Source organism: Streptomyces mabaensis (assembly GCF_053763515.1).
Window position 1 is genome coordinate 57,060 of the sequence record NZ_JBSOPZ010000018.1, and the last position, 22,461, is coordinate 79,520.

General features: G+C 71.0%; 19 protein-coding genes and 1 other RNA gene. 17 read left to right on the forward strand and 3 right to left on the reverse strand.

Features of this window, described 5'->3' with window-relative positions; genetic code table 11:
- Positions 1 to 96 precede the first annotated feature (96 nt).
- A complete protein-coding gene (locus ACWV17_RS17870) occupies positions 97 to 1,059 on the forward strand; it encodes a hypothetical protein (RefSeq protein WP_455360530.1) in 963 nt (320 codons plus the stop codon).
- A gap of 107 nt (positions 1,060 to 1,166) precedes the next feature.
- On the opposite strand, the gene ACWV17_RS17875 is transcribed toward ACWV17_RS17870, so the two are convergent.
- Positions 1,167 to 1,358 carry a hypothetical protein gene (locus ACWV17_RS17875; protein WP_455353448.1) on the reverse strand — a complete coding sequence of 64 codons (192 nt, stop codon included), beginning with the start codon at positions 1,356 to 1,358 and terminating at the stop codon, positions 1,167 to 1,169.
- 226 nt (positions 1,359 to 1,584) lie between these two features.
- On the opposite strand from ACWV17_RS17875, the gene ftsE reads away from it, so the two are divergent.
- From ftsE to ssrA, 5 genes are all read left to right on the forward strand, one after another.
- A complete protein-coding gene (gene ftsE / locus ACWV17_RS17880; RefSeq protein WP_455353449.1) occupies positions 1,585 to 2,274 on the forward strand; it encodes a cell division ATP-binding protein FtsE in 690 nt (229 codons plus the stop codon).
- A 40-nt stretch (positions 2,275 to 2,314) separates the two neighbouring features.
- A complete protein-coding gene (gene ftsX / locus ACWV17_RS17885) occupies positions 2,315 to 3,232 on the forward strand; it encodes a permease-like cell division protein FtsX (RefSeq protein ID WP_455360531.1) in 918 nt (305 codons plus the stop codon).
- A gap of 67 nt (positions 3,233 to 3,299) precedes the next feature.
- Positions 3,300 to 4,472: a S41 family peptidase gene (locus ACWV17_RS17890; RefSeq protein ID WP_455360532.1), complete on the forward strand. Its 1,173-nt coding sequence runs from the start codon at positions 3,300 to 3,302 to the stop codon at positions 4,470 to 4,472.
- 18 nt (positions 4,473 to 4,490) lie between these two features.
- Positions 4,491 to 4,970, forward strand: coding sequence for an SsrA-binding protein SmpB (gene smpB / locus ACWV17_RS17895; protein ID WP_455353452.1), 480 nt, complete (start codon positions 4,491 to 4,493; stop codon positions 4,968 to 4,970).
- Between the two features lie 124 nt (positions 4,971 to 5,094).
- Positions 5,095 to 5,482, forward strand: a transfer-messenger RNA (tmRNA) gene (gene ssrA, locus ACWV17_RS17900).
- A gap of 29 nt (positions 5,483 to 5,511) precedes the next feature.
- Here the strand turns inward: ssrA and ACWV17_RS17905 are convergent.
- Positions 5,512 to 6,786, reverse strand: coding sequence for an MFS transporter (locus tag ACWV17_RS17905; RefSeq protein ID WP_455360533.1), 1,275 nt, complete (start codon positions 6,784 to 6,786; stop codon positions 5,512 to 5,514).
- An 83-nt stretch (positions 6,787 to 6,869) separates the two neighbouring features.
- Here ACWV17_RS17905 and ACWV17_RS17910 point away from each other — a divergent pair, with 83 nt between their 5' ends.
- From ACWV17_RS17910 to ACWV17_RS17960, 11 genes are all read left to right on the forward strand, one after another.
- Positions 6,870 to 7,844: a LysR family transcriptional regulator gene (locus tag ACWV17_RS17910; RefSeq protein WP_455360534.1), complete on the forward strand. Its 975-nt coding sequence runs from the start codon at positions 6,870 to 6,872 to the stop codon at positions 7,842 to 7,844.
- Between the two features lie 258 nt (positions 7,845 to 8,102).
- A complete protein-coding gene (locus ACWV17_RS17915; protein ID WP_455360535.1) occupies positions 8,103 to 8,720 on the forward strand; it encodes a hypothetical protein in 618 nt (205 codons plus the stop codon).
- Between the two features lie 41 nt (positions 8,721 to 8,761).
- The gene (locus ACWV17_RS17920; protein ID WP_455360585.1) at positions 8,762 to 10,882 is read left to right on the forward strand and encodes a bifunctional polysaccharide deacetylase/glycosyltransferase family 2 protein; all 2,121 of its coding nucleotides are present in this window, start codon (positions 8,762 to 8,764) and stop codon (positions 10,880 to 10,882) included.
- 104 nt (positions 10,883 to 10,986) lie between these two features.
- Complete coding sequence (locus ACWV17_RS17925) at positions 10,987 to 12,366, forward strand: nitrate/nitrite transporter (RefSeq protein ID WP_455360536.1); 1,380 nt, start codon at positions 10,987 to 10,989, stop codon at positions 12,364 to 12,366.
- 119 nt (positions 12,367 to 12,485) lie between these two features.
- A complete protein-coding gene (locus tag ACWV17_RS17930; protein WP_455353458.1) occupies positions 12,486 to 13,637 on the forward strand; it encodes a uroporphyrinogen-III synthase in 1,152 nt (383 codons plus the stop codon).
- Positions 13,638 to 13,740: 103 nt separating this feature from the next.
- Positions 13,741 to 14,325, forward strand: coding sequence for a CGNR zinc finger domain-containing protein (locus tag ACWV17_RS17935; RefSeq protein ID WP_455353459.1), 585 nt, complete (start codon positions 13,741 to 13,743; stop codon positions 14,323 to 14,325).
- Positions 14,326 to 14,527: 202 nt separating this feature from the next.
- On the forward strand, positions 14,528 to 15,061 hold the full coding sequence (locus tag ACWV17_RS17940; protein ID WP_455353460.1) for a sigma-70 family RNA polymerase sigma factor: 534 nt from the start codon (positions 14,528 to 14,530) through the stop codon (positions 15,059 to 15,061).
- Positions 15,058 to 15,837, forward strand: coding sequence for an anti-sigma factor family protein (locus ACWV17_RS17945; protein WP_455353461.1), 780 nt, complete (start codon positions 15,058 to 15,060; stop codon positions 15,835 to 15,837). Before ACWV17_RS17940 ends, ACWV17_RS17945 begins: the two co-directional genes overlap by 4 nt.
- 71 nt (positions 15,838 to 15,908) lie before the next feature.
- Positions 15,909 to 18,269 carry a HelD family protein gene (locus tag ACWV17_RS17950; RefSeq protein WP_455360537.1) on the forward strand — a complete coding sequence of 787 codons (2,361 nt, stop codon included), beginning with the start codon at positions 15,909 to 15,911 and terminating at the stop codon, positions 18,267 to 18,269.
- A 409-nt stretch (positions 18,270 to 18,678) separates the two neighbouring features.
- Positions 18,679 to 20,103, forward strand: coding sequence for a malic enzyme-like NAD(P)-binding protein (locus tag ACWV17_RS17955; protein WP_455353463.1), 1,425 nt, complete (start codon positions 18,679 to 18,681; stop codon positions 20,101 to 20,103).
- Between the two features lie 342 nt (positions 20,104 to 20,445).
- The gene (locus ACWV17_RS17960; protein ID WP_030875040.1) at positions 20,446 to 20,727 is read left to right on the forward strand and encodes an HU family DNA-binding protein; all 282 of its coding nucleotides are present in this window, start codon (positions 20,446 to 20,448) and stop codon (positions 20,725 to 20,727) included.
- Between the two features lie 255 nt (positions 20,728 to 20,982).
- On the opposite strand, the gene murA is transcribed toward ACWV17_RS17960, so the two are convergent.
- A complete protein-coding gene (murA, locus tag ACWV17_RS17965; RefSeq protein WP_455353464.1) occupies positions 20,983 to 22,323 on the reverse strand; it encodes a UDP-N-acetylglucosamine 1-carboxyvinyltransferase in 1,341 nt (446 codons plus the stop codon).
- Positions 22,324 to 22,461: the final 138 nt, after the last annotated feature.

Genomic DNA, 22,461 nt, shown 5'->3' on the forward strand with positions numbered 1-22,461 from the left:
TGGGGCGCGTGTGGCGGGGGCCAGTTGCGAACCCCCGAAGGCCGCGGCCCCGGACGGTGCTCCACTTACGAGACAGCTACTGGGGGTAGCAGGCAGATGACCAAGAAGACGCGGCTGCGCGTGGCGCGGATAGCGGCCGGTGCGGTGATTGCGGCCGGTGCCTCGCTGACCGCAGCCGGCGCCGCTCAGGCGGCCGGCATTGGCGTGAACATCGGTGGCCTGGAAGCGAAGGCCAACGTGGACGAGACGGGTGTGGGCGTCGGCATCGGCGTCGACGACGCCGACACCGTGGCCGGTGGCGGTGACACCCAGGGCCCGGGCGGTGGTGACACGGGCGGTGACGCTGCGGTCGGCGGCGGTGACGCGGCCGTCGGCGGTGGCGACGCTGCTGTCGGTGGCGGTGGCGGTGACGCGGCCGTGGGCGGCGGTGACGCTGCGGTCGGCGGCGGCGATGCGGCCGTGGGCGGCGGTGACGCTGCGGTCGGCGGCGGTGACGCGGCCGTGGGCGGCGGTGACGCTGCGGTTGGTGGCGGTGACGCTGCGGTTGGTGGCGGTGACGCTGCGGTTGGTGGCGGTGACGCGGCCGTCGGCGGTGGCGACGCTGCTGTCGGTGGCGGTGACGCGGCCGTGGGCGGCGGTGACGCTGCGGTCGGCGGTGGCGACCAGGGCGGTAACGGCAACGGCGGCAGCAACGGCAACGGGAACGCCGGCGGTAACGGCAACGGCGGCAGCAACGGCAACGGGAACGCCGGTAGCAACGGCAACGGCGGCAGCGACGCCGGCACCACCGGTGAGGCCTCGACCGGTGGCACCGGTGGGGACGACGGTGGGGCCGGGACCTGCACCGTGGACCTTGACGGGGCCGAGTGCCAGGACAACACCGAAACCGACAACGTCGGCTCCAAGCCGGTCGAGCAGGGTGCGGCCAAGGAGGAGCTCGCCGCGACGGGCGCCAACGAGACCACGTTCCTGCTGGTCGGCGCCGCGACGATGATCGCCGGCGGTATCGGCTTCCGGATGCTGCCCCGCCTGGTCGGCGGCGGCCGCACCGCGGCCTAGCAGCCGCGTACGGGCCGTACACGTCCGTACACGCACGCACCACACGCACAGGAGGGCCCGGGACGCACATCGCGTCCCGGGCCCTCCGGCAGTCACAGGCGCAGGCGCTACGCCGTCTGGTGCGCCAGCAGGGCCATCGCCGCCACCAGCACCACCAGCAGCGCGAGCAGCATGGCCGGGTTCAGTCCGGCGAAGGGGCCCTCCTGCTGGAGGCGGTCCCGGTTCGCCCGGCACACGTGGCAGCGGCCTTCGTTCACAGGCGCCGCGCAGTTGGCGCACACCAGTCGGTCATAGGTCATGCGCTCTCCTCTCCCGCGCGGCGGAGCCGCGATACGCGGCCTTCTTTCCGCACAACGCTCAGGGAAACGCAACCGTTCCCCCTCCCACTGTGCCAGCTCCCGCCGGATTCGGCGCGGCCCCCTGGATTTCGCGGGATAAATCACTCATCCTCGACCGCCGCCTGCACGCTCCAGCCCGCTTCGCGTATGGTCACGCACACCTACTCCCGGCGACCGTGGTGCACCCGTGATCCGATTCGACAACGTCTCCAAGTCCTACCCGAAGCAGAACCGTCCTGCACTGAGGGAGGTCTCCCTCGAGATCGAGCGGGGCGAGTTCGTCTTCCTGGTCGGTTCCTCCGGCTCCGGCAAGTCCACCTTCATGCGGCTGATCCTCCGCGAGGAGCGCGCGACGCACGGCCAGGTGCATGTGCTCGGCAAGGACCTGGCCCGGCTCTCCAACTGGAAGGTGCCGCACATGCGGCGCCAGCTGGGGACCGTCTTCCAGGACTTCCGCCTGCTGCCCAACAAGACCGTCGCGGAGAACGTCGCGTTCGCGCAGGAGGTCATCGGCAAGCCGCGCGGGGAGATCCGCAAGGCCGTACCGCAGGTCCTCGACCTGGTCGGCCTCGGCGGCAAGGAGGACCGGATGCCCGGCGAGCTCTCCGGTGGTGAGCAGCAGCGCGTGGCGATCGCGCGGGCCTTCGTGAACCGGCCCATGCTGCTGATCGCGGACGAGCCGACCGGCAACCTCGACCCGCAGACGTCCGTCGGCATCATGAAGCTGCTGGACCGGATCAACAGGACCGGGACCACCGTCATCATGGCGACGCACGATCAGCAGATCGTGGACCAGATGCGCAAGCGCGTCATCGAACTCGAGATGGGCCGTCTCGTGCGCGACCAGTCGCGCGGCGTCTACGGCTACCAGCACTGAAGCAGCACCGAAAGCAGCACTGAAAGACTGAGAGGACGCCATGCGCGCCCAGTTCGTCCTGTCGGAGATCGGCGTCGGCCTCCGGCGCAATCTCACGATGACCTTCGCCGTCATCATCTCCGTCGCCCTCTCGCTGGCCCTGTTCGGCGGCTCGCTGCTCATGCGCGACCAGGTGAGCTCGATGAAGGGCTACTGGTACGACAAGGTCAACGTCTCCATCTATCTGTGCAACAAGGCCGACGCCGAGGCGCTCGCCAAGTGCGCCAAGGGCGCGGTGACTTCGGAGCAGAAGAAGACGATCAAGGCCGACCTCGAGAAGATGGCCGCCGTGGACACCGTCCACTACGAGTCGGCCGACCAGGCGTACAAGCACTACAAGGAGCAGTTCGGCGACTCCCCGCTGGCCAGTTCGCTCACCCCGGACCAGATGCAGGAGTCGTTCCGGGTCAAGCTCGACAACCCGGAGAAGTACAAGGTCGTCGCCACCGCGTTCGCCGGCCGGGACGGCGTGCAGTCCGTACAGGACCAGCGCGGCACCCTCGACAACCTCTTCGATCTGCTCAGCGGAATGAACCTGGCCGCGCTGTTCGTGATGGGCCTGATGCTGGTCATCGCGCTGATGCTGATCGTCAACACCGTGCGCGTCTCGGCGTTCAGCCGCCGCCGGGAGACCGGCATCATGCGGCTGGTCGGCGCGTCCGGCTTCTACATCCAGATGCCGTTCATCATGGAGGCCGCGTTCGCCGGGCTGATCGGCGGTGTGGTGGCCTGCGTCTTCCTGCTCGTGGGCCGGTACTTCCTGATCGACCACGGCCTGGCGCTCTCCGAGAAGCTGGTTCTGATCGACTTCATCGGCTGGGACGCGGTTCTCGCCAAGCTCCCGCTGGTGCTGGCGATCGCCCTGCTGATGCCCGCGCTTGCCGCTTTCTTCGCGTTGCGCAAGTACCTCAAGGTGTGACAAGCGCCCCGGGCGCCGTACGGGCAACATGCCTTACAGCGCCCGGCCTTGTCCTAGAGTGGTCGCCATGCCGGGCTCTGGAATGCGCCTCCGGCCCCGCGGTATCCGCCGCGGGGCGGCCCTGACATTGGTGTTCACCTGCGCTCTCGCGGCGGGTGCGGCGACCGGTGTCTGGGGCGAAGAGGCCCGTACGGACGCACAGTTGGCGGGTGCCCGCAGTGCCGCTTCCGCCACCGAGCGTGACGATGTCGCGAGGGCGGCGGCCGAGGCGATGGCCGACGGGAAGTCCGCCAAGGACGCGGCCGAGGAGGTCGTCAGCCGCAGCGGCGACCGCTGGGCCATGGTGTACGACGAGGGCGAGTACGCGGAGTTCGAGCGGGCCCTGGACGGTACGTACACGGGCGTGGGCCTGTGGGCCGAGCGCGGCCGCGACGGGCGTATCGAGGTCTCCCGGGTGCAGCCCGGCGGACCCGCGGACCGGGCCGGTGTCCGGGCCGGCGACCACATCCGTACGGTCGACGGCCACCGCACGGCGGGGCGGCCCGTCACCGAGGTCGTCGCACTGCTGCGCGGGGACCGCGAGAGCGCCGTCGCCGGTACCTCGGTCGCCCTCGGCCTGGAGCGCGGCGGCCGCACCTGGACCGAGACCCTGCGCCGGGCCAGGCTCACCACCGAGGCCGTCACCGTCCGGCAGCTGGGGACGGGTGTGACGCTGATCAAGGTCGCGTCCTTCACCAAGGGCTCGGGCGAGCGGGTACGGGACGCCGTCCGCGCGGCCCCGGACGGCGCCGGCGTCCTGCTGGACCTGCGCGGCAACACCGGCGGCCTGGTCAACGAGGCGGTCACCGCCGCGTCCGCGTTCCTGGACGGCGGGCTGGTCGCCACCTATGACGTACGGGGAGCGCAGCGCGCGCTGTACGCGGACCGGGGCGGGGACACCGGCAGACCGCTGGTCGCCCTCGTGGACGGCGGCACGATGAGCGCCGCCGAGATAGTGACCGGCGCGCTGAAGGACCGCGGCCGGGCGGTCACGGTCGGCTCACGCACCTTCGGCAAGGGCTCGGTCCAGATGCCGACCGAGCTGCCGGACGGCTCGGTCGCCGAGCTGACCGTCGGCCACTACCGCACTCCGGCGGGCCACAGCGTCGACGGCCGGGGTATCACACCGGACCTGGCGGTGAGCGAGCGGGCCGAGGAGAAGGCGCGCACGGTATTGGGTGGCCTCGGCACCGGCTCTTAGTGCGAAAATGGCCGCACTATGGCTAAGGAAAAAGGGCGCAAGCTGATCGCGCAGAACAAGAAGGCGCGGCACGACTACACCGTCATCGACACCTACGAGTGCGGGCTGGTCCTGACCGGCACGGAGGTGAAGTCGCTGCGTCAGGGACGGGCGTCCCTGGTGGACGGCTTCGTCCAGATCGACGCACACGAGGCGTGGCTGCACAACGTCCATGTCCCGGAGTACAGCCAGGGCACCTGGACCAACCACAGCGCGCGGCGGAAGCGGAAGCTGCTGATGCACCGCGTCGAGATCGACAAGCTGGAGTCGAAGTCGCAGGAGACGGGACACACGATCGTGCCCCTGGCCCTGTACTTCAAGGACGGCCGGGCCAAGGTGGAGATCGCGCTGGCCAAGGGCAAGAAGGAGTACGACAAGCGTCAGACGCTCCGCGAGAAGCAGGACCGGCGAGAGACGGACCGGGCGATCTCGGCGGTCAGGCGGAAGCAGCGGGCCTGACCGGACCGGGCCGGGCCCGGCGGGCCGGCCGCGCGGGAATAAGCTGGCACCTTGGTGCGCTGTTCACGTACGATGGCATCAGCACCCCGGCGACGGGGTGGGAGTCACCTTGATAAAAAAACATGGGGATGATCGGTTTCGACAGCGGATGTCGAAGCAGGGGAAGCGAGCCGAGGAAGCGGCAATGATCTCGTTAACCATATGTCGCAAACAATAATCGCCAACACCAAGCGCGATTCCTCCGCCTTCGCCCTCGCTGCCTAATTAGCAGCTAAGCGAAGACTCTGCGGAGTGTCAGCCCGGGGCTGTTCCCGACCCGGATCCTGGCATCAGCTAGGGGACTAAACCACTGAGCCCGGTCACGGGGCCCGGTGGGAAATCAAACAGTGACTGAGCCCGTCGGAGACTTGTTCGCGTGATCTCCGGGGCCGAGAAAATCGCAGCGAACTGCGCTCGGAGAAGCCCTGGTTCCGCACCGTTGGACGCGGGTTCGATTCCCGCCATCTCCACAATTCCCATGTGAGGCGAAGGCCCCGCTGTCTCAGGACAGCGGGGCCTTCGTCGTTCCCGCAGCCGTTCCCGCGGCGGTTCGTGCCGCTGTTCCCGCTGCCGTGATCACCAGGGCCAGTGCGGCCGCAGCGAATGGCACCCCGTACCCCGCGGCCGCGCCGAACCGCTCCACCACCCAGCCGCCCGCCGCGGAGCCGGCGGCGATACCGCCGAGCAGGGCCGTCACGGCCAGTGTCATGCCCTCGTTGAGGCGGTCCACCGGTATGCGCCGCTGTACGAGCGTCATGCCGGTGACCATCGTCGGCGCCGTGGCCATCCCGGCCGGCAGCAGCGCCGCGGCGACCGCGAGCAGCGAGCCGGTGAGCGTGGCCGCCAGCAGCGGCAGGCTCATCAGGGCCGCCATCGCGGCGACGCAGACCAGCAGCCGTCGGGCCGGACTGTCCGCCGGGCGCACGGATCCGTACAGCAGCCCGGCCGCGCAGGATCCCGCGGCCTGGAGCGCCAGCACCGCGCCCGCCGCGGCCCGGTGGCTGCGCTCGTCGGCGAAGGCGAGGGTGACGACCTCCATGGACCCGAAGACCGCACCGGTGGCGAGAAACGCCGCCAGCAGCGGCGGCATCCCCGGTACCCGCAGCGGCGAGCGGGCGCGAGCGCGGGGCGCGACCGGTGGCTCGGTGGCGCGCTGGGCGGCGAAGAGCAGTACGCCGGTCAGGAGCAGGACCGCGCCGGTCAGGGTGCCCGCCTCCGGGAAGAGGGCGGTACACAGGAAAGCGGCCAGCACCGGGCCGAGCATGAAGCAGAGCTCGTCGGCGGCCTGTTCGAAGGAGTTGGCGGTGTGCAGGGCGGCGGGATCGTCCCGGTGCAGGTGGGCCCAGCGGGCCCGCGACATCCCACCGGTGTTCGGGGTGGTCGCGGTCGCGGCGTACGCGGCGAAGAGCGTCCAGTCCGGGGCGCCGAAGCGGACGCACAGCAGCAGCGCGAGCGAGCCGAGTGCCGCGACCGCGGTGGCGGGCACCGCGACCCGGGCCTGGCCGTGCCGGTCGACCAGGCGGGCGGTCCAGGGGGCGACCAGCGCGGTCGCGGCGAGTCCGGTCGCGGTGACCGCGCCCGCCAGGGCGTACGAGCCGCGTGACCCAGCGATCATCATGACGGCGCTCACGCTGAACATGCCCATGGGGAGGCGGGCGATCAGATTGCCCGCGGTGAAGGCGCGGGCGCCGGGCGTGGCGAACAGCCGGACGTACGGGTTGCGTACCGGGGCTCGGGAGGTGACGGTCAGTTGCGGGGCGTCGGTCGGATGCGGCATGGGGCAACCCTCGCGGTGCGGATCGGCGCCGGTCCAACACCTGCTCCGGCAGCACTGACGCGCCTGCGTTGTAAATTCGTGCGATGCCCCGAGACATCGAGCCGCGCCTGCTGCGCGCCTTCACCGCCGCCGCCGAGGAGCTGCACTTCACCCGGGCAGCCGCCCGGCTCTACATCGCCCAGCAGGCGCTCAGCCGGGACATCCGGCGGCTGGAGCGGGAGTTGGGCACCGAGCTGTTCGTCCGGACCACCCGGCAGGTCGCCCTCACGGCGGACGGTGAGCGGCTGCTGCCGTACGCACGCCGGGCGCTGGAGGCCCAGGACGACCTGGCGGCGGCCTTCGCGGGGACCGGGGACGCGGCCCGGCCGCTGCTCGTCGACCTCAACACCGAGGGCCTGACCTCCGGCCGGGTCCTGGCCCGCGCCCGTGAACTCGCCCCCGGCTGCGAGCTGATGGCCCGCTTCGAGAGCGGCCTCACCGGCGCCGCCGCCGAGATCCTCGCCGGGCGGCTCGACGTGTCCTTCGGGAGGTTCGCCGGGCTGGAGCCGGCCGTCCGGGCGCGCCTGGACCATCAGCCGGTCCGGTTCGAGCCGCTGGCGGTCCTGCTGCCGTACGGTCATCCGCTGGCGGAACGCCCCACGGTGCCGCTCGACGCGCTCGCGGGGGAGTCGGTGTACGCGGGGGCGGGCAATCCCCGGACCCTGGAGTGGACGGACTTCGCCCGGCGGCTGTTCGCCGGCCGGGGGATCGCGGTCGCGCCGCCGGCGCCGGTGGCCGTCGGCCACGAGGAGTTCCGCCGGGTGATGGCGAAGTCCCGGACCCCGGTGCTGGTGGTGGTGGACTTTCCCGAAATGCCGGGGGCCGTGCTGCGGCCGCTGGTCGATCCCGTACCGCTGTCGCCGGTGTCCCTGGTGTGGCGGAAAGGCCTGCGGCATCCCGGAGTTGATGCGCTTCGCGCGGCGGTCACGGAACTCGCCCGGCGGGAGGGCTGGCTCGCTCCCGTGTCCGGCGGCTGGACGCCCGATGTCGATTTGTCTTTGATGGCGGACAAAAACTGACTCGTGCGGATGAAGGCCCCTCGGGTGCGCTACATTCACTCACCCGGGCGCGGTGATATGGGGGGCGCTCGGACCGGGATGGGGCCCGGTCCGACGACGAGTGCCCGATGGTCGTGCGCGCACCCGAAATTGTTCAGTGGGGATGGGCGTACAGCGGTGGAAAAAAAGCACGAGGATGCCTCTTTGGGGCATGCGCACGATCAGGACGAAATCACCGTTCAACTCGATGGACTCGCCAGGCAGTTGGGGGATCCACCGGTGGACCCGTGGGGCCAGGAGGCCCCCGAGGCGCCGGCAGCGGCGGCCGGGCGCTCCGCAACGGGCGCGGCAGGGCCGGTCTTCGTCGACGAGAGCGGCCGCCGGAGCCGGAAACTGCGCCGCATCGGCTGGGTACTCGGCGCGGCCTGCGCCTGTTACGCCGTACTCCTCGTCGGCACTCTCCTCGGCGGCAACTCCAGCGCACCCTGGCTGGGCATACCCGGCCCCGCCGCGGAGGAGAAGCCCGGCACGGTCAGCGACTCGCCCGCCCCGGAGGCGCTGCCGTCCGCGCCGGACGTCCCCGGCGCCGCGCACCGGCCCGCCCCCGCGGCCTCGCCCGGGGCCGTCGCTCCGAACCCGACCGGCACCGCCGCGGGCCGCCCGCCGGCCGGCGTCGCGCCGCGGCCCGCCGGGCCCACGCCCAGGCCGGGCGTCTCGGTCAGCGGCACCCCGGCCCCGCCGGCCAGCCCGGTACCCACCGGGACCACCGGCGGCACGGACCCCGAGCCGGTGCCCGAGCCGGGGCCCGTTGATCCCGCGCCCGTGGTGACCGAAACGCCGCCGGCCGAACCGACGGACCCGGTGGTTCCGCCCGCGGCCGAGGGCGGTGCCGTATGACCGCCCGGGGCAAGGCGGGCCTCAGGCGCCCCAGGGTGCCCATGCGCTATCTGCTGCCCCTGCTGTTCCTGGTCGCGCTCTTCGCCATGCTCATGCTGCGCGGCTATGTGCACAGCGAGATCCTCGCGGATCACCGGGTGCGCCAGCCGGTCGGCAACGACCAGGTGCCCCGGCACATCCTGGAGGGCGGCCCGGTCATCGACGCGCGCGGGAAGAGCGACCCCAAGGCGCTCGACGTGCCCGACAACAAGCTCGTCCTGACCTTCGACGACGGACCCGACCCGGTGTGGACGCCGAAGGTCCTCGACACGCTCCGCGAGCACGACGCGCACGCCGTCTTCTTCGTCACCGGCACCATGGCCTCCCGCCACCCCGACCTGGTACGGCGGATGGTCGACGAGGGCCACGAGATCGGCCTGCACACCTTCAACCACCCGGACCTCTCCTACCAGTCCCAGGCGCGCATCGACTGGGAGCTGTCGCAGAACCAGCTGGCCCTCGCGGGCGCGGCCGGGATCCGCACCTCCCTGTTCCGCCCGCCGTACTCGTCGTTCTCGTACGTCCTGGACAACGAGAGCTGGCCCGTCACTCAGTACATCGGCAGCCGCGGCTACATCACGGCGTTCAACACCGTCGACAGCGAGGACTGGAAGCGCCCCGGCGTCGAGGCGATCGTCGAGAACGCCACCCCGAAGAAGCCCGGGGAAGGCGCGATCGTGCTGATGCACGACTCCGGCGGCGACCACCGCGCGCAGACCCTGGCGGCCCTCGACCGGCTGCTGCCCCAACTGCAGAAGCAGGGTTACGAGTTCACCGGCCTGACCGGAGCCCTCGGCGCCCCCAGCGCGCACACCCCGGTGACCGGCTTCGAGCTGTGGAAGGGCAAGGCGTTCGTCGGCGCGGTCAGCGTCTCGGAGCACATCACCGACGCGCTGGTCGTCGGCCTCGCCGTCGTCGGTGTCCTGGTCCTGGCCCGCTTCGGCCTGATGCTGCTGCTCTCCGCCCTGCACGCCCGCAAGGTGCGGCGCAAGGACTTCAGCTGGGGGCCCGAGGTCACCCGGCCGGTGACCGTCCTCGTCCCCGCGTACAACGAGAAGGAGTGCATCGCCAACACGGTCACCTCGCTGATGGCCGGCGACCACCCCGTCGAAGTGATCGTCATCGACGACGGTTCGACCGACGGCACCGCGGACATCGTCGAGGCGATGCGGCTGCCCGACGTCCGCGTCGTCCGGCAGGCCAACTCCGGAAAGCCGGCCGCGCTCAACAACGGCATCGCCCACGCCTCCCACGACATCATCGTGATGATGGACGGCGACACGGTCTTCGAGCCCTCGACCGTGCGCGAGCTGGTGCAGCCCTTCGGCGACCCCCGGGTCGGCGCGGTCGCGGGCAACGCCAAGGTGGGCAACCGCGGTCGGCTCATCGGCGGCTGGCAGCACATCGAGTACGTCATGGGCTTCAACCTCGACCGCCGGATGTACGACCTGCTGGGCTGCATGCCCACCATCCCGGGCGCGGTCGGCGCCTTCCGGCGCGAGGCCCTGGACCGGGTCGGCGGGATGAGCGAGGACACCCTCGCCGAGGACACCGACATCACGATGGCCCTGCACCGCGACGGCTGGCGAGTGGTCTACGCGGAGAACGCCCGCGCCTGGACCGAGGCCCCGGAGTCCGTGCAGCAGCTGTGGTCCCAGCGCTACCGCTGGAGCTACGGCACCATGCAGGCCATCTGGAAGCACCGCCGGGCGCTGATCGAAAGCGGTCCCTCGGGCCGCTTCGGCCGGGTCGGCCTGCCCCTGGTCTCGCTGTTCATGGTGCTGGCGCCGCTGCTCGCGCCGCTGATCGATGTCTTCCTGCTGTACGGGCTGGTCTTCGGCCCCACCGGGAAGACCGTCGCCGCCTGGTTCGCCGTCCTCGCCGTCCAGGCGATCTGCGCCGCGTACGCCTTCCGGCTCGACCGGGAGCGCATGACGTACCTGATCTCGCTGCCCCTCCAGCAGATCCTCTACCGGCAGCTCATGTACGTGGTGCTGCTCCAGTCGTGGATCACCGCTCTCACCGGCGGCCGGCTGCGCTGGCAGAAACTCCGCCGTACCGGAGCGGTCGAAGCGCCGGGTACCCTGCCCAGTCCGGAGCCCGCGGTCTCACACACGCGCTGACGGCCTGGTGAGAGCAAGGTTTCTCGGCAGTCATCCGGCGGCACGGGGCTGAAACGAGCCAACCCTACGGTCAGCATCACGGACCCGATATCTGTGGAGGCGTGATGACAGCCCCGACCACCTCTGTGCGCAAGGGGGGCCGCTGGATCGAGCAGTGGGACCCTGAGGACGAGACCTTCTGGGAGGAGAAGGGGAAGCGGATTGCCGGGCGCAACCTGATCTTCTCCGTACTGTCCGAGCACATCGGGTTCTCCATCTGGAGCCTGTGGTCGGTGATGGTCCTGTTCATGGGACCGCAGTACGGGATCGACCCGGCCGGGAAGTTCTTCCTGATCGCCACGGCCACCCTGGTCGGCGCGGTCGTGCGCATCCCTTACACCTTCGCGGTCGCCCGCTTCGGCGGCCGGAACTGGACGGTCTTCAGCGCGCTGATGCTGCTGCTGCCGACGGTGGCCGCGCTGTTCGTGATGAAGCCCGGCACCTCGTACACCACCTTCATGGTGGTCGCCGCGCTCACCGGCGTCGGCGGCGGCAACTTCGCCTCCTCCATGACCAACATCAACTCCTTCTTCCCGCTGCGGAAGAAGGGCTGGGCGCTCGGCCTGAACGCCGGCGGCGGCAACATCGGCGTACCCGTGGTGCAGCTGGTCGGACTGCTGGTCATCGGTACCGCCGGGGCCACCCACCCGCGGATCGTGCTCGCCGCGTACATCCCGCTGATCCTGGTCGCCGCGGCCTGCGCGCTGCTGCGGATGGACAACCTCGCGCCCGTGAAGAACGACACCGGCGCGGCCAAGGAGGCCGTCCGGGACGGCCACACCTGGATCATGGCCTTCCTGTACATCGGGACCTTCGGGTCGTTCATCGGCTACAGCTTCGCCTTCGGCCTGGTGCTCCAGACCCAGTTCGGCCGTACGCCGCTCCAGGCCGCCTCGCTGACCTTCATCGGCCCGCTGCTCGGCTCCCTGATCCGGCCGGTCGGCGGCTCGCTCGCCGACCGCTTCGGCGGGGCGAGGATCACGCTGTGGAACTTCGCCGCGATGGCCGCCGCGACCTCGGTCGTGGTCTACGCCTCGTTCACGAAGTCGCTGACGGTGTTCCTGATCGGCTTCATCGCCCTGTTCATCCTGACCGGCCTGGGCAACGGCTCCACGTACAAGATGATCCCCGGCATCTTCCAGGCCAAGGCGCTCGCCAAGGGGATGACGGGAGAAGCCGCCGCGGCCTACGGGCGCCGGCTGTCCGGCGCCTCCATGGGGCTCATCGGCGCGGTGGGCGCGGTCGGCGGACTCGGGATCAACCTGGTCTTCCGGCAGGCGTTTCTCACCTCGGGCTCCGGCACCGGGGCCTTTGTCACCTTCCTCGCCTTCTACGCGCTGTGCTTCGCGGTGACGTGGGCGGTATACCTTCGCCGGCCGGCCGCCGCTCCCGTACGGACAGAGATCACCGAAGCGAAGCCGCAGCTCAGTTACGCCGAGGTGTAATCCGTAACGTCCGTTAACCACGGCGAAATACCGGCGAACCGAGCCTGTCACGCCCCGTTGGCAGGCTCGGTCCTCCGTACCACGATGTAACACCCCTTGCACAGAGCGGGGCACCAGCCATGAACGAACCACAGCACGGCCCTCTCGCGGGCTTCACGGTCGGAGTCACGGCGGCCCGGCGCGCCGACGAGCTCGGGGCGCTGCTCCAGCGCCGCGGCGCGGCCGTCCTGCACGCCCCGGCCCTGCGGATCGTGCCGGTCGCGGACGACAGCGAACTCCTCGCCGCGACCAAGGAACTGATCGCGAACGCCCCGGACGTGGTGGTCGCGACCACCGCGATCGGCTTCCGCGGCTGGGTGGAGGCCGCCGACGGCTGGGGCATCGGCGAGGACCTGATCGCCCGGCTGCGCGGGGTCGAACTCCTCGCTCGCGGCCCCAAGGTGAAGGGCGCGGTCCGGGCCGCCGGCCTCACCGAGGAGTGGTCGCCCGCCTCCGAGTCCATGGCGGAGGTACTGGACCGGCTGCTGGCCGAGGGTGTCGACGGCCGCCGCGTCGCCATCCAGCTGCACGGCGACCCGCTGCCCGGCTTCGTCGAGGCGCTGCGGGCCGGCGGCGCGGAAGTGGTCGGCGTACCCGTCTACCGTTGGATGCCGCCCGAGGACATCGCCCCGCTGGACCGCCTCCTCGACGCCACCGTCTCGCGCGCCCTGGATGCCGTCAGCTTCACCAGCGCCCCGGCCGCCGCCTCGCTGCTCTCCCGCGCCGAGCACCGCGGGCTGCTCCCCGAGCTGCTGGACGCTCTGCGGCACGACGTACTGGCCGTCTGCGTCGGCCCGGTCACCGCCCTGCCCCTCCAGGACCACGGCATCGACACCGTGCAGCCGGAGCGCTTTCGGCTGGGCCCGCTGGTGCAGCTGCTCTGCCAGGAACTGCCCTCCCGGGCCCGCACCCTGCCCGTCGCCGGCCACCGCGTCGAGATCCGCGGCCACGCGGTCCTGGTCGACGACGTCCTGCGCCCCGTCCCGCCGGCCGGCATGTCCCTGCTGCGCACGCTGGCCCGCCGCCCCGGCTGGGTCGTCGCCCGCGCGGAGCTGCTGCGCGCGCTGCCGGGCGCGGGCCGCGACGAGCACGCGGTGGAGACGGCGATGGCCCGCCTGCGCACGGCCCTGGGCGCGCCGAAGCTGATCCAGACGGTGGTCAAACGCGGCTACCGGCTGGCCCTGGACACGGCGGCGGACACCAAGTACGCCGACGAGTACGCCGACGCCTGAGGTACGCGGCTCCCGGCCGGTAGCAGGGGTTCCGGCCCGGCGTCGGGGAGGGCACTCTTGGGGGCGGGACTCACCCCGTGGAACCCGAGGCGGTGACAGGCGCATGGCGGCCGGCATGGGCGCGTACGAGCTGCGGTTCGACTCCGGGCGGATCTGCCTGGATCTGGTGGCCACCGGAGCCGCTCCGGCGGAGCGGCTCGACGGGCGGGACCGGCTGCGGGCCTGGCTGACCGGCGTCGGTCTGGTGCCGGCGGGCACCCCGCTCACCGCCGTCGACGCGGGCTGGCTGGTGCGGTTCCGGGAGCTGCGCGGCGATGTGGGCGAGCTGGTGCGGGCGGAGATCGAGGGCAGGCCCGCCGAGCAGGCGCTGGGGCGGGTCAACGCGCTGGCGGTCGGGCCGCCGCCCCCGCTGTGCGCGGTACGCGCGGCGAGCGGGGAGCTGGTACGGACCCTCGGCGGCCACCCGGACTGCGGGGCGCTGCTCGCGGCGGTGGCCCGGGACGCGGTCGAGCTGCTGACCGATCCGGTGGCGCGGGCCCGGCTGCGGGAGTGCGAGGGCGACGGCTGCTCGCTCGTGTACCTGGACACCTCCCGGGGGCGCCGGCGGCGCTGGTGCTCCAGCGAGGTGTGCGGGAACCGCGAGCGGGTGGCCCGGCACCGGCGGCGGACGGTCGCCGCGCAGTCGTAGCCACGCAGTCGTAGCCACGCGGCCGAGTCGCCGCGCGGCGCCCGGGTAAAAGATCTTGAAAGAATCTTCCTGCCGCGTTGAGCACAACCGCCCGCCCCTTCCGTAGTGATGGAGGAAGAGTCCGGCTGTCTCGACCTGGAGGTTACTGGTGCGCAAGGATGCGGCCGTGGCCGGTGACCGCCCCCAACGGGCTCGACATCGCATGGAAGTGCCGCGCTCCCAGTCCTCCGTCCCCGACGAGGAGTTGATGCGGGCGCTCTACCGCGAGCACGCGGGTCCCCTTCTCGCGTACGTACTCCGCCTCGTCGCGGGCGATCGTCAGCGCGCCGAGGACGTCGTCCAGGAGACCCTCATCCGGGCCTGGAAGAACGCAGGTCAGCTGAACAACGCCACTGGATCGGTCCGGCCCTGGCTGGTGACCGTCGCCCGGCGTATCGTCATCGACGGTCATCGCAGTAGGCAGGCCCGGCCACAAGAGGTCGAGCCGTCGCCGCTCGAGGTCATGCCCGCGGAGGACGAGATTGACAAGGCGTTGTGGCTGATGACGCTCTCTGATGCGCTCGACGACCTGACACCCGCTCACCGCGAGGTGCTGGTCGAGACGTACTTCAAAGGACGTACGGTCAATGAGGCTGCCGAAATACTCGGCATACCCAGTGGGACGGTGCGGTCCAGGGTGTTCTACGCGCTGCGCTCCATGAAGCTCGCGCTCGAAGAACGAGGAGTGACGGCATGACCGCGCAGGGGTGGTACCCCGGCAACGACCCGTACGACGGCAACGGCTCGCACGATGCGGCCGGTGCCTACGTGCTCGGCATCCTCGACGACGCCGAAGCCAGCGCCTTCGAGGCGCATCTGGCCGTCTGTCAGCTCTGCGCCTCCCACCTGGACGAGTTCGCCGGCATGGAACCCATGCTCGCCATGCTCGCGGAAGCCCCGGGTCCGCCCGCGGTGGTGACCCCGCCCAGCAGCAAGCTGCTCGACAACCTCGTCGACGAGGTCGCCGAGAAGCGCGCCCAGCGCAAGCGGCGCAGCTTCTACCTGGTGGCGGCCGCGGCGGTGCTGGTCATCGGCGGTCCGGCGGTGGCGGTGGTGGCGACGTCCGGGGACGACGGCCGCAACGACGTGGCGGGGGTCCATCCGACCAGCCCGGCCGAGGACGCCTTCTTCAACCACATGGAGGAGAAGGTCGAGGCGACGGACGCGTCGACCAAGGTCAGCGCCACCGTGGGGATGGAGAAGAAGGGCTGGGGCACGCACACGGTCCTGGAGCTCAAGAACGTCAAGGGCCCGCTGAAGTGCTCCCTGGTCGCGGTCTCCAAGACGGGCGAGGAGGAGACGGTCACCTCCTGGGCCGTCCCGAAGTGGGGGTACGGCATCCCGGACAGCACGCACGAGTCCGCCAAGAACCCGCTCTACGTCCACGGCGGCTCGGCGATGGACCGGAACGAGATCGACCACTTCGAGGTCCGGACGTTCGACGGCAAGCGGCTGGTCGAGGTGGACGCCTGACATACGTGCATACCGGGGTCCCCTTCGCGTACGGTTGACGGCTGCCCGCAGCACGTCAGAAGGGGGCCTCGGTGGCCGCGCAGGATGCCGCTGTCGATTCCGTACGAGACCGTGAGATCGGTGTCGAACAGAATCATCTGGACCAGGTGTACCGCCGCCTCGAGGAGAAGATCCACGAGGCGGAATTCTTGATGAACGACGCCGCCAAGCGCGGCCAGGTCGGCACGCCCGGCGCGCTCGCAGAGCGCGACGCGCAGGTCTTCCGTGCCGGTATCCACCTCAACCGGCTCAACAACGAGTTCGAGGACTTCCTCTTCGGACGCATCGACCTCCTGCTCGGCAAGGACGGCGAGAAGGGACCGGACGGCGCCTACACGTCGGTCGATCCGGCCGACGACGCGGTGCGGCCGGACAACACGGCCGACATCGCCGAGACCTTGCACATCGGCCGGATCGGCGTCCTCGACTCCGACTACGCCCCGCTGGTCATCGACTGGCGCGCGCCGGCCGCCGCGCCGTTCTACCGCTCGACGCCGAAGGACCCGGGCCGGGTGGTACGCCGCCGGGTCATCCGCTCCAAGGGCCGCAAGGTCCTCGGGGTCGAGGACGACCTGATGCGGCCGGAGGTCGCCGCCACGCTCGGCGGCGCCGAGCTGCCGGTGATCGGCGACGGCGCGCTGATGGCGGCGCTCGGCCGGGCGCGCAGCCACACCATGCGGGACATCGTCTCCTCCATCCAGGCCGAACAGGACCTGGTCATCCGCGCGCCCGCCGCGTCCGTGACGGAGGTGTCCGGCGGCCCCGGCACCGGCAAGACCGCGGTCGCCCTGCACCGCGCGGCGTACTTGCTCTACCAGGACCGCAGGCGGTACGCGGGCGGCATCCTGGTCGTCTCGCCGACCCCGCTGCTCGTCGCGTACACCGAGGGCGTGCTGCCCTCGCTGGGCGAGGAGGGGCAGGTCGCCATCCGCGCGGTCGGCTCGCTGGTCGAGGGCGCGGAAGCAGCGGAATACGACGATCCGGCGGTGGCCCGCGTCAAGGGCTCGTCCCGGATGCTGAAGGTACTGCGCCACGCGGCCCGGGGGGCGCTGGAGACCTCCCCGTCCGGGAGCAGCGGCGCTTCCGCCGAGGGACAGCTCGCGTTCGGCGAGGAGACGCCGCCCGCCGGTACCCCTACCCGGCTCCGGGTGGTCGCCTTTGGGGGCCGGATCGAGCTGGCGGCCGAGGAGCTGCGGCGCATCCGGCAGTCCGTGCTCGGCGGGACCGCGCCGGTCAACCTGCTGCGGCCGCGGGCCCGGCGGCTGGTGCTCGACGCCCTGTGGGCGAAGTCCAGCGGCCGGGGCAGATACACCGATCCCGAGCTGGTCGCCGAGCTGCGTTCGAGCTTCGACGAGGACGTCTCGACCGAGCCCGAGTTCCTGGCGTTCATGGACGCCTGGTGGCCCGAGCTCACTCCGCGTCAGGTGCTCTCGGCGATGGCCGACGAGCGCCGGCTCGGCCGCTGGGCGCGGCGGGTGCTGGCTCCGCGCGAGACCCGGCTGCTGGCCCGCTCGCTGCGCCGGGTGGGCCCGGACGGGCAGGGTCCGCTGTCCGTACACGACGTGGCGCTGCTCGACGAGCTGCACATGCTGCTCGGCGCGCCGGCCCGGCCGCGCAAGAAGCGTGAGTACGACCCACTCGATCAGCTCACCGGCCTCGAAGAGCTGATGCCGCAGCGCGAGGAGACCCAGTGGGAGCGGGCCGAGCGGCTCGCGGCCGAGCGGACGGAGTACGCGCACGTCATCGTCGACGAGGCGCAGGACCTGACGCCCATGCAGTGGCGGATGGTCGGCCGGCGCGGCCGGCACGCCACCTGGACGATCGTCGGCGACCCGGCCCAGTCCTCCTGGTCGGACCCGGACGAGGCGGCCGAGGCGCGGGACGAGGCGCTGGGCACCCGCCCGCGCCGCCGGTTCACCCTGACGGTGAACTACCGCAACCCGGCCGAGATCGCCGCGCTCGCTGCGAAGGTCCTCGCGCTCGCCATGCCCGGGATGGAGTCCCCGGCGGCGGTCCGCTCGACGGGCGTGGAGCCGCGCTTCGTGGCGGCGGCCGGCGATCTGGCCGGCACCGTCCGGGAGGAGGCGCGGCGGCTGCTGGAGCGCGTGGACGGCACGGTCGGCGTCGTCGTCGCGATGAGCCGGCGCGAACAGGCCGCCCGGTGGCTGGCCGGGCTCGGCGAGCGGGTGGTGGCGCTGGGCAGCCTGGAGGCGAAGGGGCTGGAGTACGACGCGACGATCGTCGTGGCGCCGGCGGAAGTGGCCGACGAGTCGCCCGCGGGCCTGCGGGTGCTGTACGTGGCGCTGACCCGCGCCACGCAGCAGCTCACGGTGGTCTCGGGTGAGCGCGACGACCCGGACGCGTACGGGGTCCCTGACCTGCTCCGCGACTGATCCGGGACTGCTCCGGGGCTGATCCGGGGCTGATCCGGAACCGGCCGGGGAACGAACTGGCCGCACGGGAATCAGTTCCGGGGAAACCTTTGTTAGCCTGGGTACGGCACCGGCTCGATCCAAGCCCCCGGGCCCAACCTTCGTCGCTTAGAGCGACCACTTGCCGCGAGGCGAGCATGGCGGGTCGGTGCCACTTGTACGTATCTACAGAAGAGGCCCGTGCCACCGCATCGGTGGCATGGGCCTCTTCTGTTTGATCACGACTTCTCGTATGGTGGAAACTACTTTCCGAAAACTCAATGACCGCATTACCTGCTACCGGCAGGTAGGTGTCACCATCGGAAGGCGTTGCCGGGCAACAGCCGCGGCCGCGCAGCCACGAAGCTAGGGAAAGCAGAGGAAACCGGCCATGGCAACGGCGCCCAGCGTCTCGTACTCGATGACGGTCCGGCTGGAGGTCCCCGCGAGCGGAACCGCGGTCAGCCAGCTCACCACGGCCGTGGAGTCCTCCGGCGGCTCGGTCACCGGCCTCGATGTGACCGCTTCCGGCCACGAGAAGCTGCGGATCGACGTCACCATCGCCGCCACCTCCACCTCGCACGCCGACGAGATCGTCGAGCAGCTGCGCGGCATCGAGGGCATCGTGCTGGGCAAGGTCTCCGACCGTACGTTCCTGATGCACCTCGGTGGCAAGATCGAGATGGCGTCCAAGCACCCCATCCGCAACCGTGACGACCTCTCGATGATCTACACCCCGGGTGTGGCCCGGGTGTGCATGGCGATCGCCGAGAACCCCGAGGACGCCCGCCGCCTGACCATCAAGCGCAACGCCGTCGCGGTCGTGACGGACGGCTCCGCCGTCCTCGGCCTCGGCAACATCGGCCCCAAGGCGGCCCTCCCGGTCATGGAGGGCAAGGCAGCCCTCTTCAAGCGGTTCGCCGGCATCGACGCGTGGCCGCTGTGCCTGGACACCCAGGACACCGACGAGATCGTCGCGATCGTCAAGGCGATCGCCCCCGGCTTCGCCGGAATCAACCTCGAGGACATCTCCGCGCCGCGCTGCTTCGAGATCGAGGCGAGGCTGCGCGAGGCCCTGGACATTCCCGTCTTCCACGACGACCAGCACGGCACGGCGATCGTCGTGCTCGCCTCGCTGACCAACGCACTTCGCGTGGTGGGCAAGGCAGTTGGCGATGTCCGGGTCGTCATGTCCGGTGCCGGCGCGGCCGGTACGGCCATCCTCAAACTGCTGATCGCCGCAGGTGTGAAGCACGCGGTCGTCGCCGACATCCACGGTGTCGTGCACGCCGGCCGCGAGGACCTGGTCTCGGCCGACGCGGACTCGCCGCTGCGCTGGATCGCCGACAACACCAACCCCGAGGGTGTCACCGGCACTCTGAAGGAAGCCGTCGTCGGCGCCGACGTGTTCATCGGCGTCTCGGCCCCCAATGTGCTCGGCGGGGACGACGTCGCGGCGATGGCGGAGGACGCGATCGTCTTCGCGCTCGCGAACCCGGACCCCGAGGTGGACCCCGCGATCGCCCGCCAGACGGCGGCTGTTGTGGCCACCGGGCGCTCGGACTTCCCGAACCAGATCAACAACGTGCTGGTCTTCCCGGGTGTCTTCCGCGGTCTGCTGGACGCGCAGTCCCGTACGGTCAACACGGAGATGATGCTCGCGGCCGCGGCCGCACTCGCCGACGTCGTCACCGAGGACGAGCTCAACCCGAACTACATCATCCCGTCGGTCTTCAACGAGAAGGTCGCGGGTGCGGTCGCCGGAGCGGTCCGTACGGCCGCCAGGGCCGCCGGGCAGGGCACCAACGGGCTGTGACGGGCCCCACGGTCCCGTCGGGCCCCACGGCCCCCTGACGGCGCGTCGCGGAATGCGGGGCCTCGGCCGCACCTCTAGGGTTGCGGGGATGCCCGCACAGAGGCCTGCGGCCGCTGCCGTCCGCGTCAGCGAGTCGACGGAGCGTCACCACGACGAGGCAGTGGCGCTTTTCGTGTGACTCTGGCGGGTGCCGGATTGGCTTTCCCGCCGCTGGTGGGGGCAGGATGATTGACCGGGCGCGAGGGTCTGACGTCAGACCCGGGTCCGGGGACTGTCCGAGGGCCCTGGCAGCATCGGCTTCGATCTCACGCCTCATAGGCAAGTTGAACACGGGAGTACAACATGAACCGCAGTGAGCTGGTGGCCGCTCTGTCCGAGCGCGCCGAGGTGACCCGCAAGGACGCCGACGCCGTTCTGGCCGCTCTCGCCGAGACGATCGGCGAGGTTGTCGCCAAGGGCGACGAGAAGGTCACCATCCCCGGCTTCCTGACCTTCGAGCGCACCCACCGTGCCGCTCGCACCGCTCGTAACCCGCAGACCGGCGACCCGATCCAGATCCCGGCCGGTTACAGCGTGAAGGTCTCCGCGGGCTCCAAGCTCAAGGAAGCCGCCAAGGGCAAGTAAGACCCGAAGGCAACACGAAGGGCGGCCACCCGGATCGGGTGGCCGCCCTTCGTGTGTACAGACGTCCCTCAGACGAGTGCGCCGCCGGGGAGTTCGACCTTCGCTCCCAGCTCCACCAGCTTCTCCATGCTGTGCTGTCCCGGGGGGTGACCCCCGGACCCCCAGCCGGGGGCGCGCCGGTGTGGCCGGTGGGTGGTTGTGCCGCAGACGACAATGGCCCCCGCCGTGGGGGCCATCGTCAGGGTGGTCGAGGCGTCAGACGAGTGCGCCGCCGGGGAGTTCGACCTTCGCTCCCAGCTCCACGAGTTTCTCCATGAAGTTCTCGTAGCCGCGGTTGATCAGGTCGATGCCGTGGACCCTGGACGTGCCCTGGGCGGCCAGGGCCGCGATCAGGTACGAGAAGCCGCCCCGGAGGTCCGGGATGACCAGGTCGGCGCCCTGGAGCTTCGTGGGGCCGGAAACCACCGCGGAGTGCAGGAAGTTGCGCTGGCCGAAGCGGCAGGCCGAACCGCCCAGGCACTCGCGGTAGAGCTGGATGTGCGCGCCCATCTGGTTGAGCGCGGAGGTGAAGCCCAGCCGGGACTCGTACACCGTCTCGTGGACGATGGAGAGTCCGGACGCCTGCGTCAGAGCGACGACCAGCGGCTGCTGCCAGTCCGTCTGGAAACCGGGATGGACGTCCGTCTCCAGGGCGATCGCCTTCAGCGGGCCGCCCGGGTGCCAGAAGCGGATGCCCTCGTCATCGATCTCGAACGCGCCACCCACCTTCCGGTAGGTGTTGAGGAAGGTCATCATCGAGCGCTGCTGCGCGCCGCGCACATAGATGTTGCCCTCGGTGGCCAGCGCCGCCGACGCCCAGGAGGCCGCCTCCAGGCGGTCCGGGAGCGCGCGGTGGTTGTAGCCGCCGAGCTTGTCGACACCGGTGATCCGGATGGTCCGGTCGGTGTCCATGGAGATGATCGCGCCCATCTTCTGCAGCACGCAGATGAGGTCCTCGATCTCCGGCTCCACAGCGGCGTTGGAGAGCTCGGTGACGCCCTCGGCCAGCACGGCCGTCAGCAGCACCTGCTCGGTCGAGCCGACCGAGGGGTACGGCAGCCGGATCTTCGTGCCGCGCAGCCGCTGCGGGGCCTCCAGGTACTGGCCGTCCGCCCGCTTCTCGATCGTCGCGCCGAACTGGCGCAGCACCTCGAAGTGGAAGTCGATCGGCCGGCCGCCGATGTCACAGCCGCCGAGACCCGGGATGAAGGCGTGGCCGAGCCGGTGCAGCAGCGGGCCGCAGAACAGGATCGGGATGCGCGAGGAGCCCGCGTGGGCGTCGATGTCCGCCACGTTGGCGCTCTCGACGTGCGACGGGTCCAGGACCAGTTCGCCGGGCTCGTCGCCGGGGCGGACCGTCACCCCGTGCAGCTGCAGCAGCCCGCGCACGACCCGCACATCGCGGATGTCGGGCACGTTGCGCAGCCGGCTCGGCCCGCTGCCGAGCAGCGCGGCGACCATGGCCTTCGGCACGAGGTTCTTGGCGCCGCGGACACGGATCTCGCCCTCGAGCGGGGTTCCGCCGTGGACAAGCAGTACATCGTCTGTGCCGGTCATGAATCTCGCGTTCCGGAGAGGGTGGGCAGGGGGCCAGGGAAAAGGGTAAGGGGCGACCACCCCCGGTCCGTAAGGCTGAGGGCAGTACGAGAACGTCATGAATTTGCCACAACACGCTCCGTATGCCCGAAACTGCGG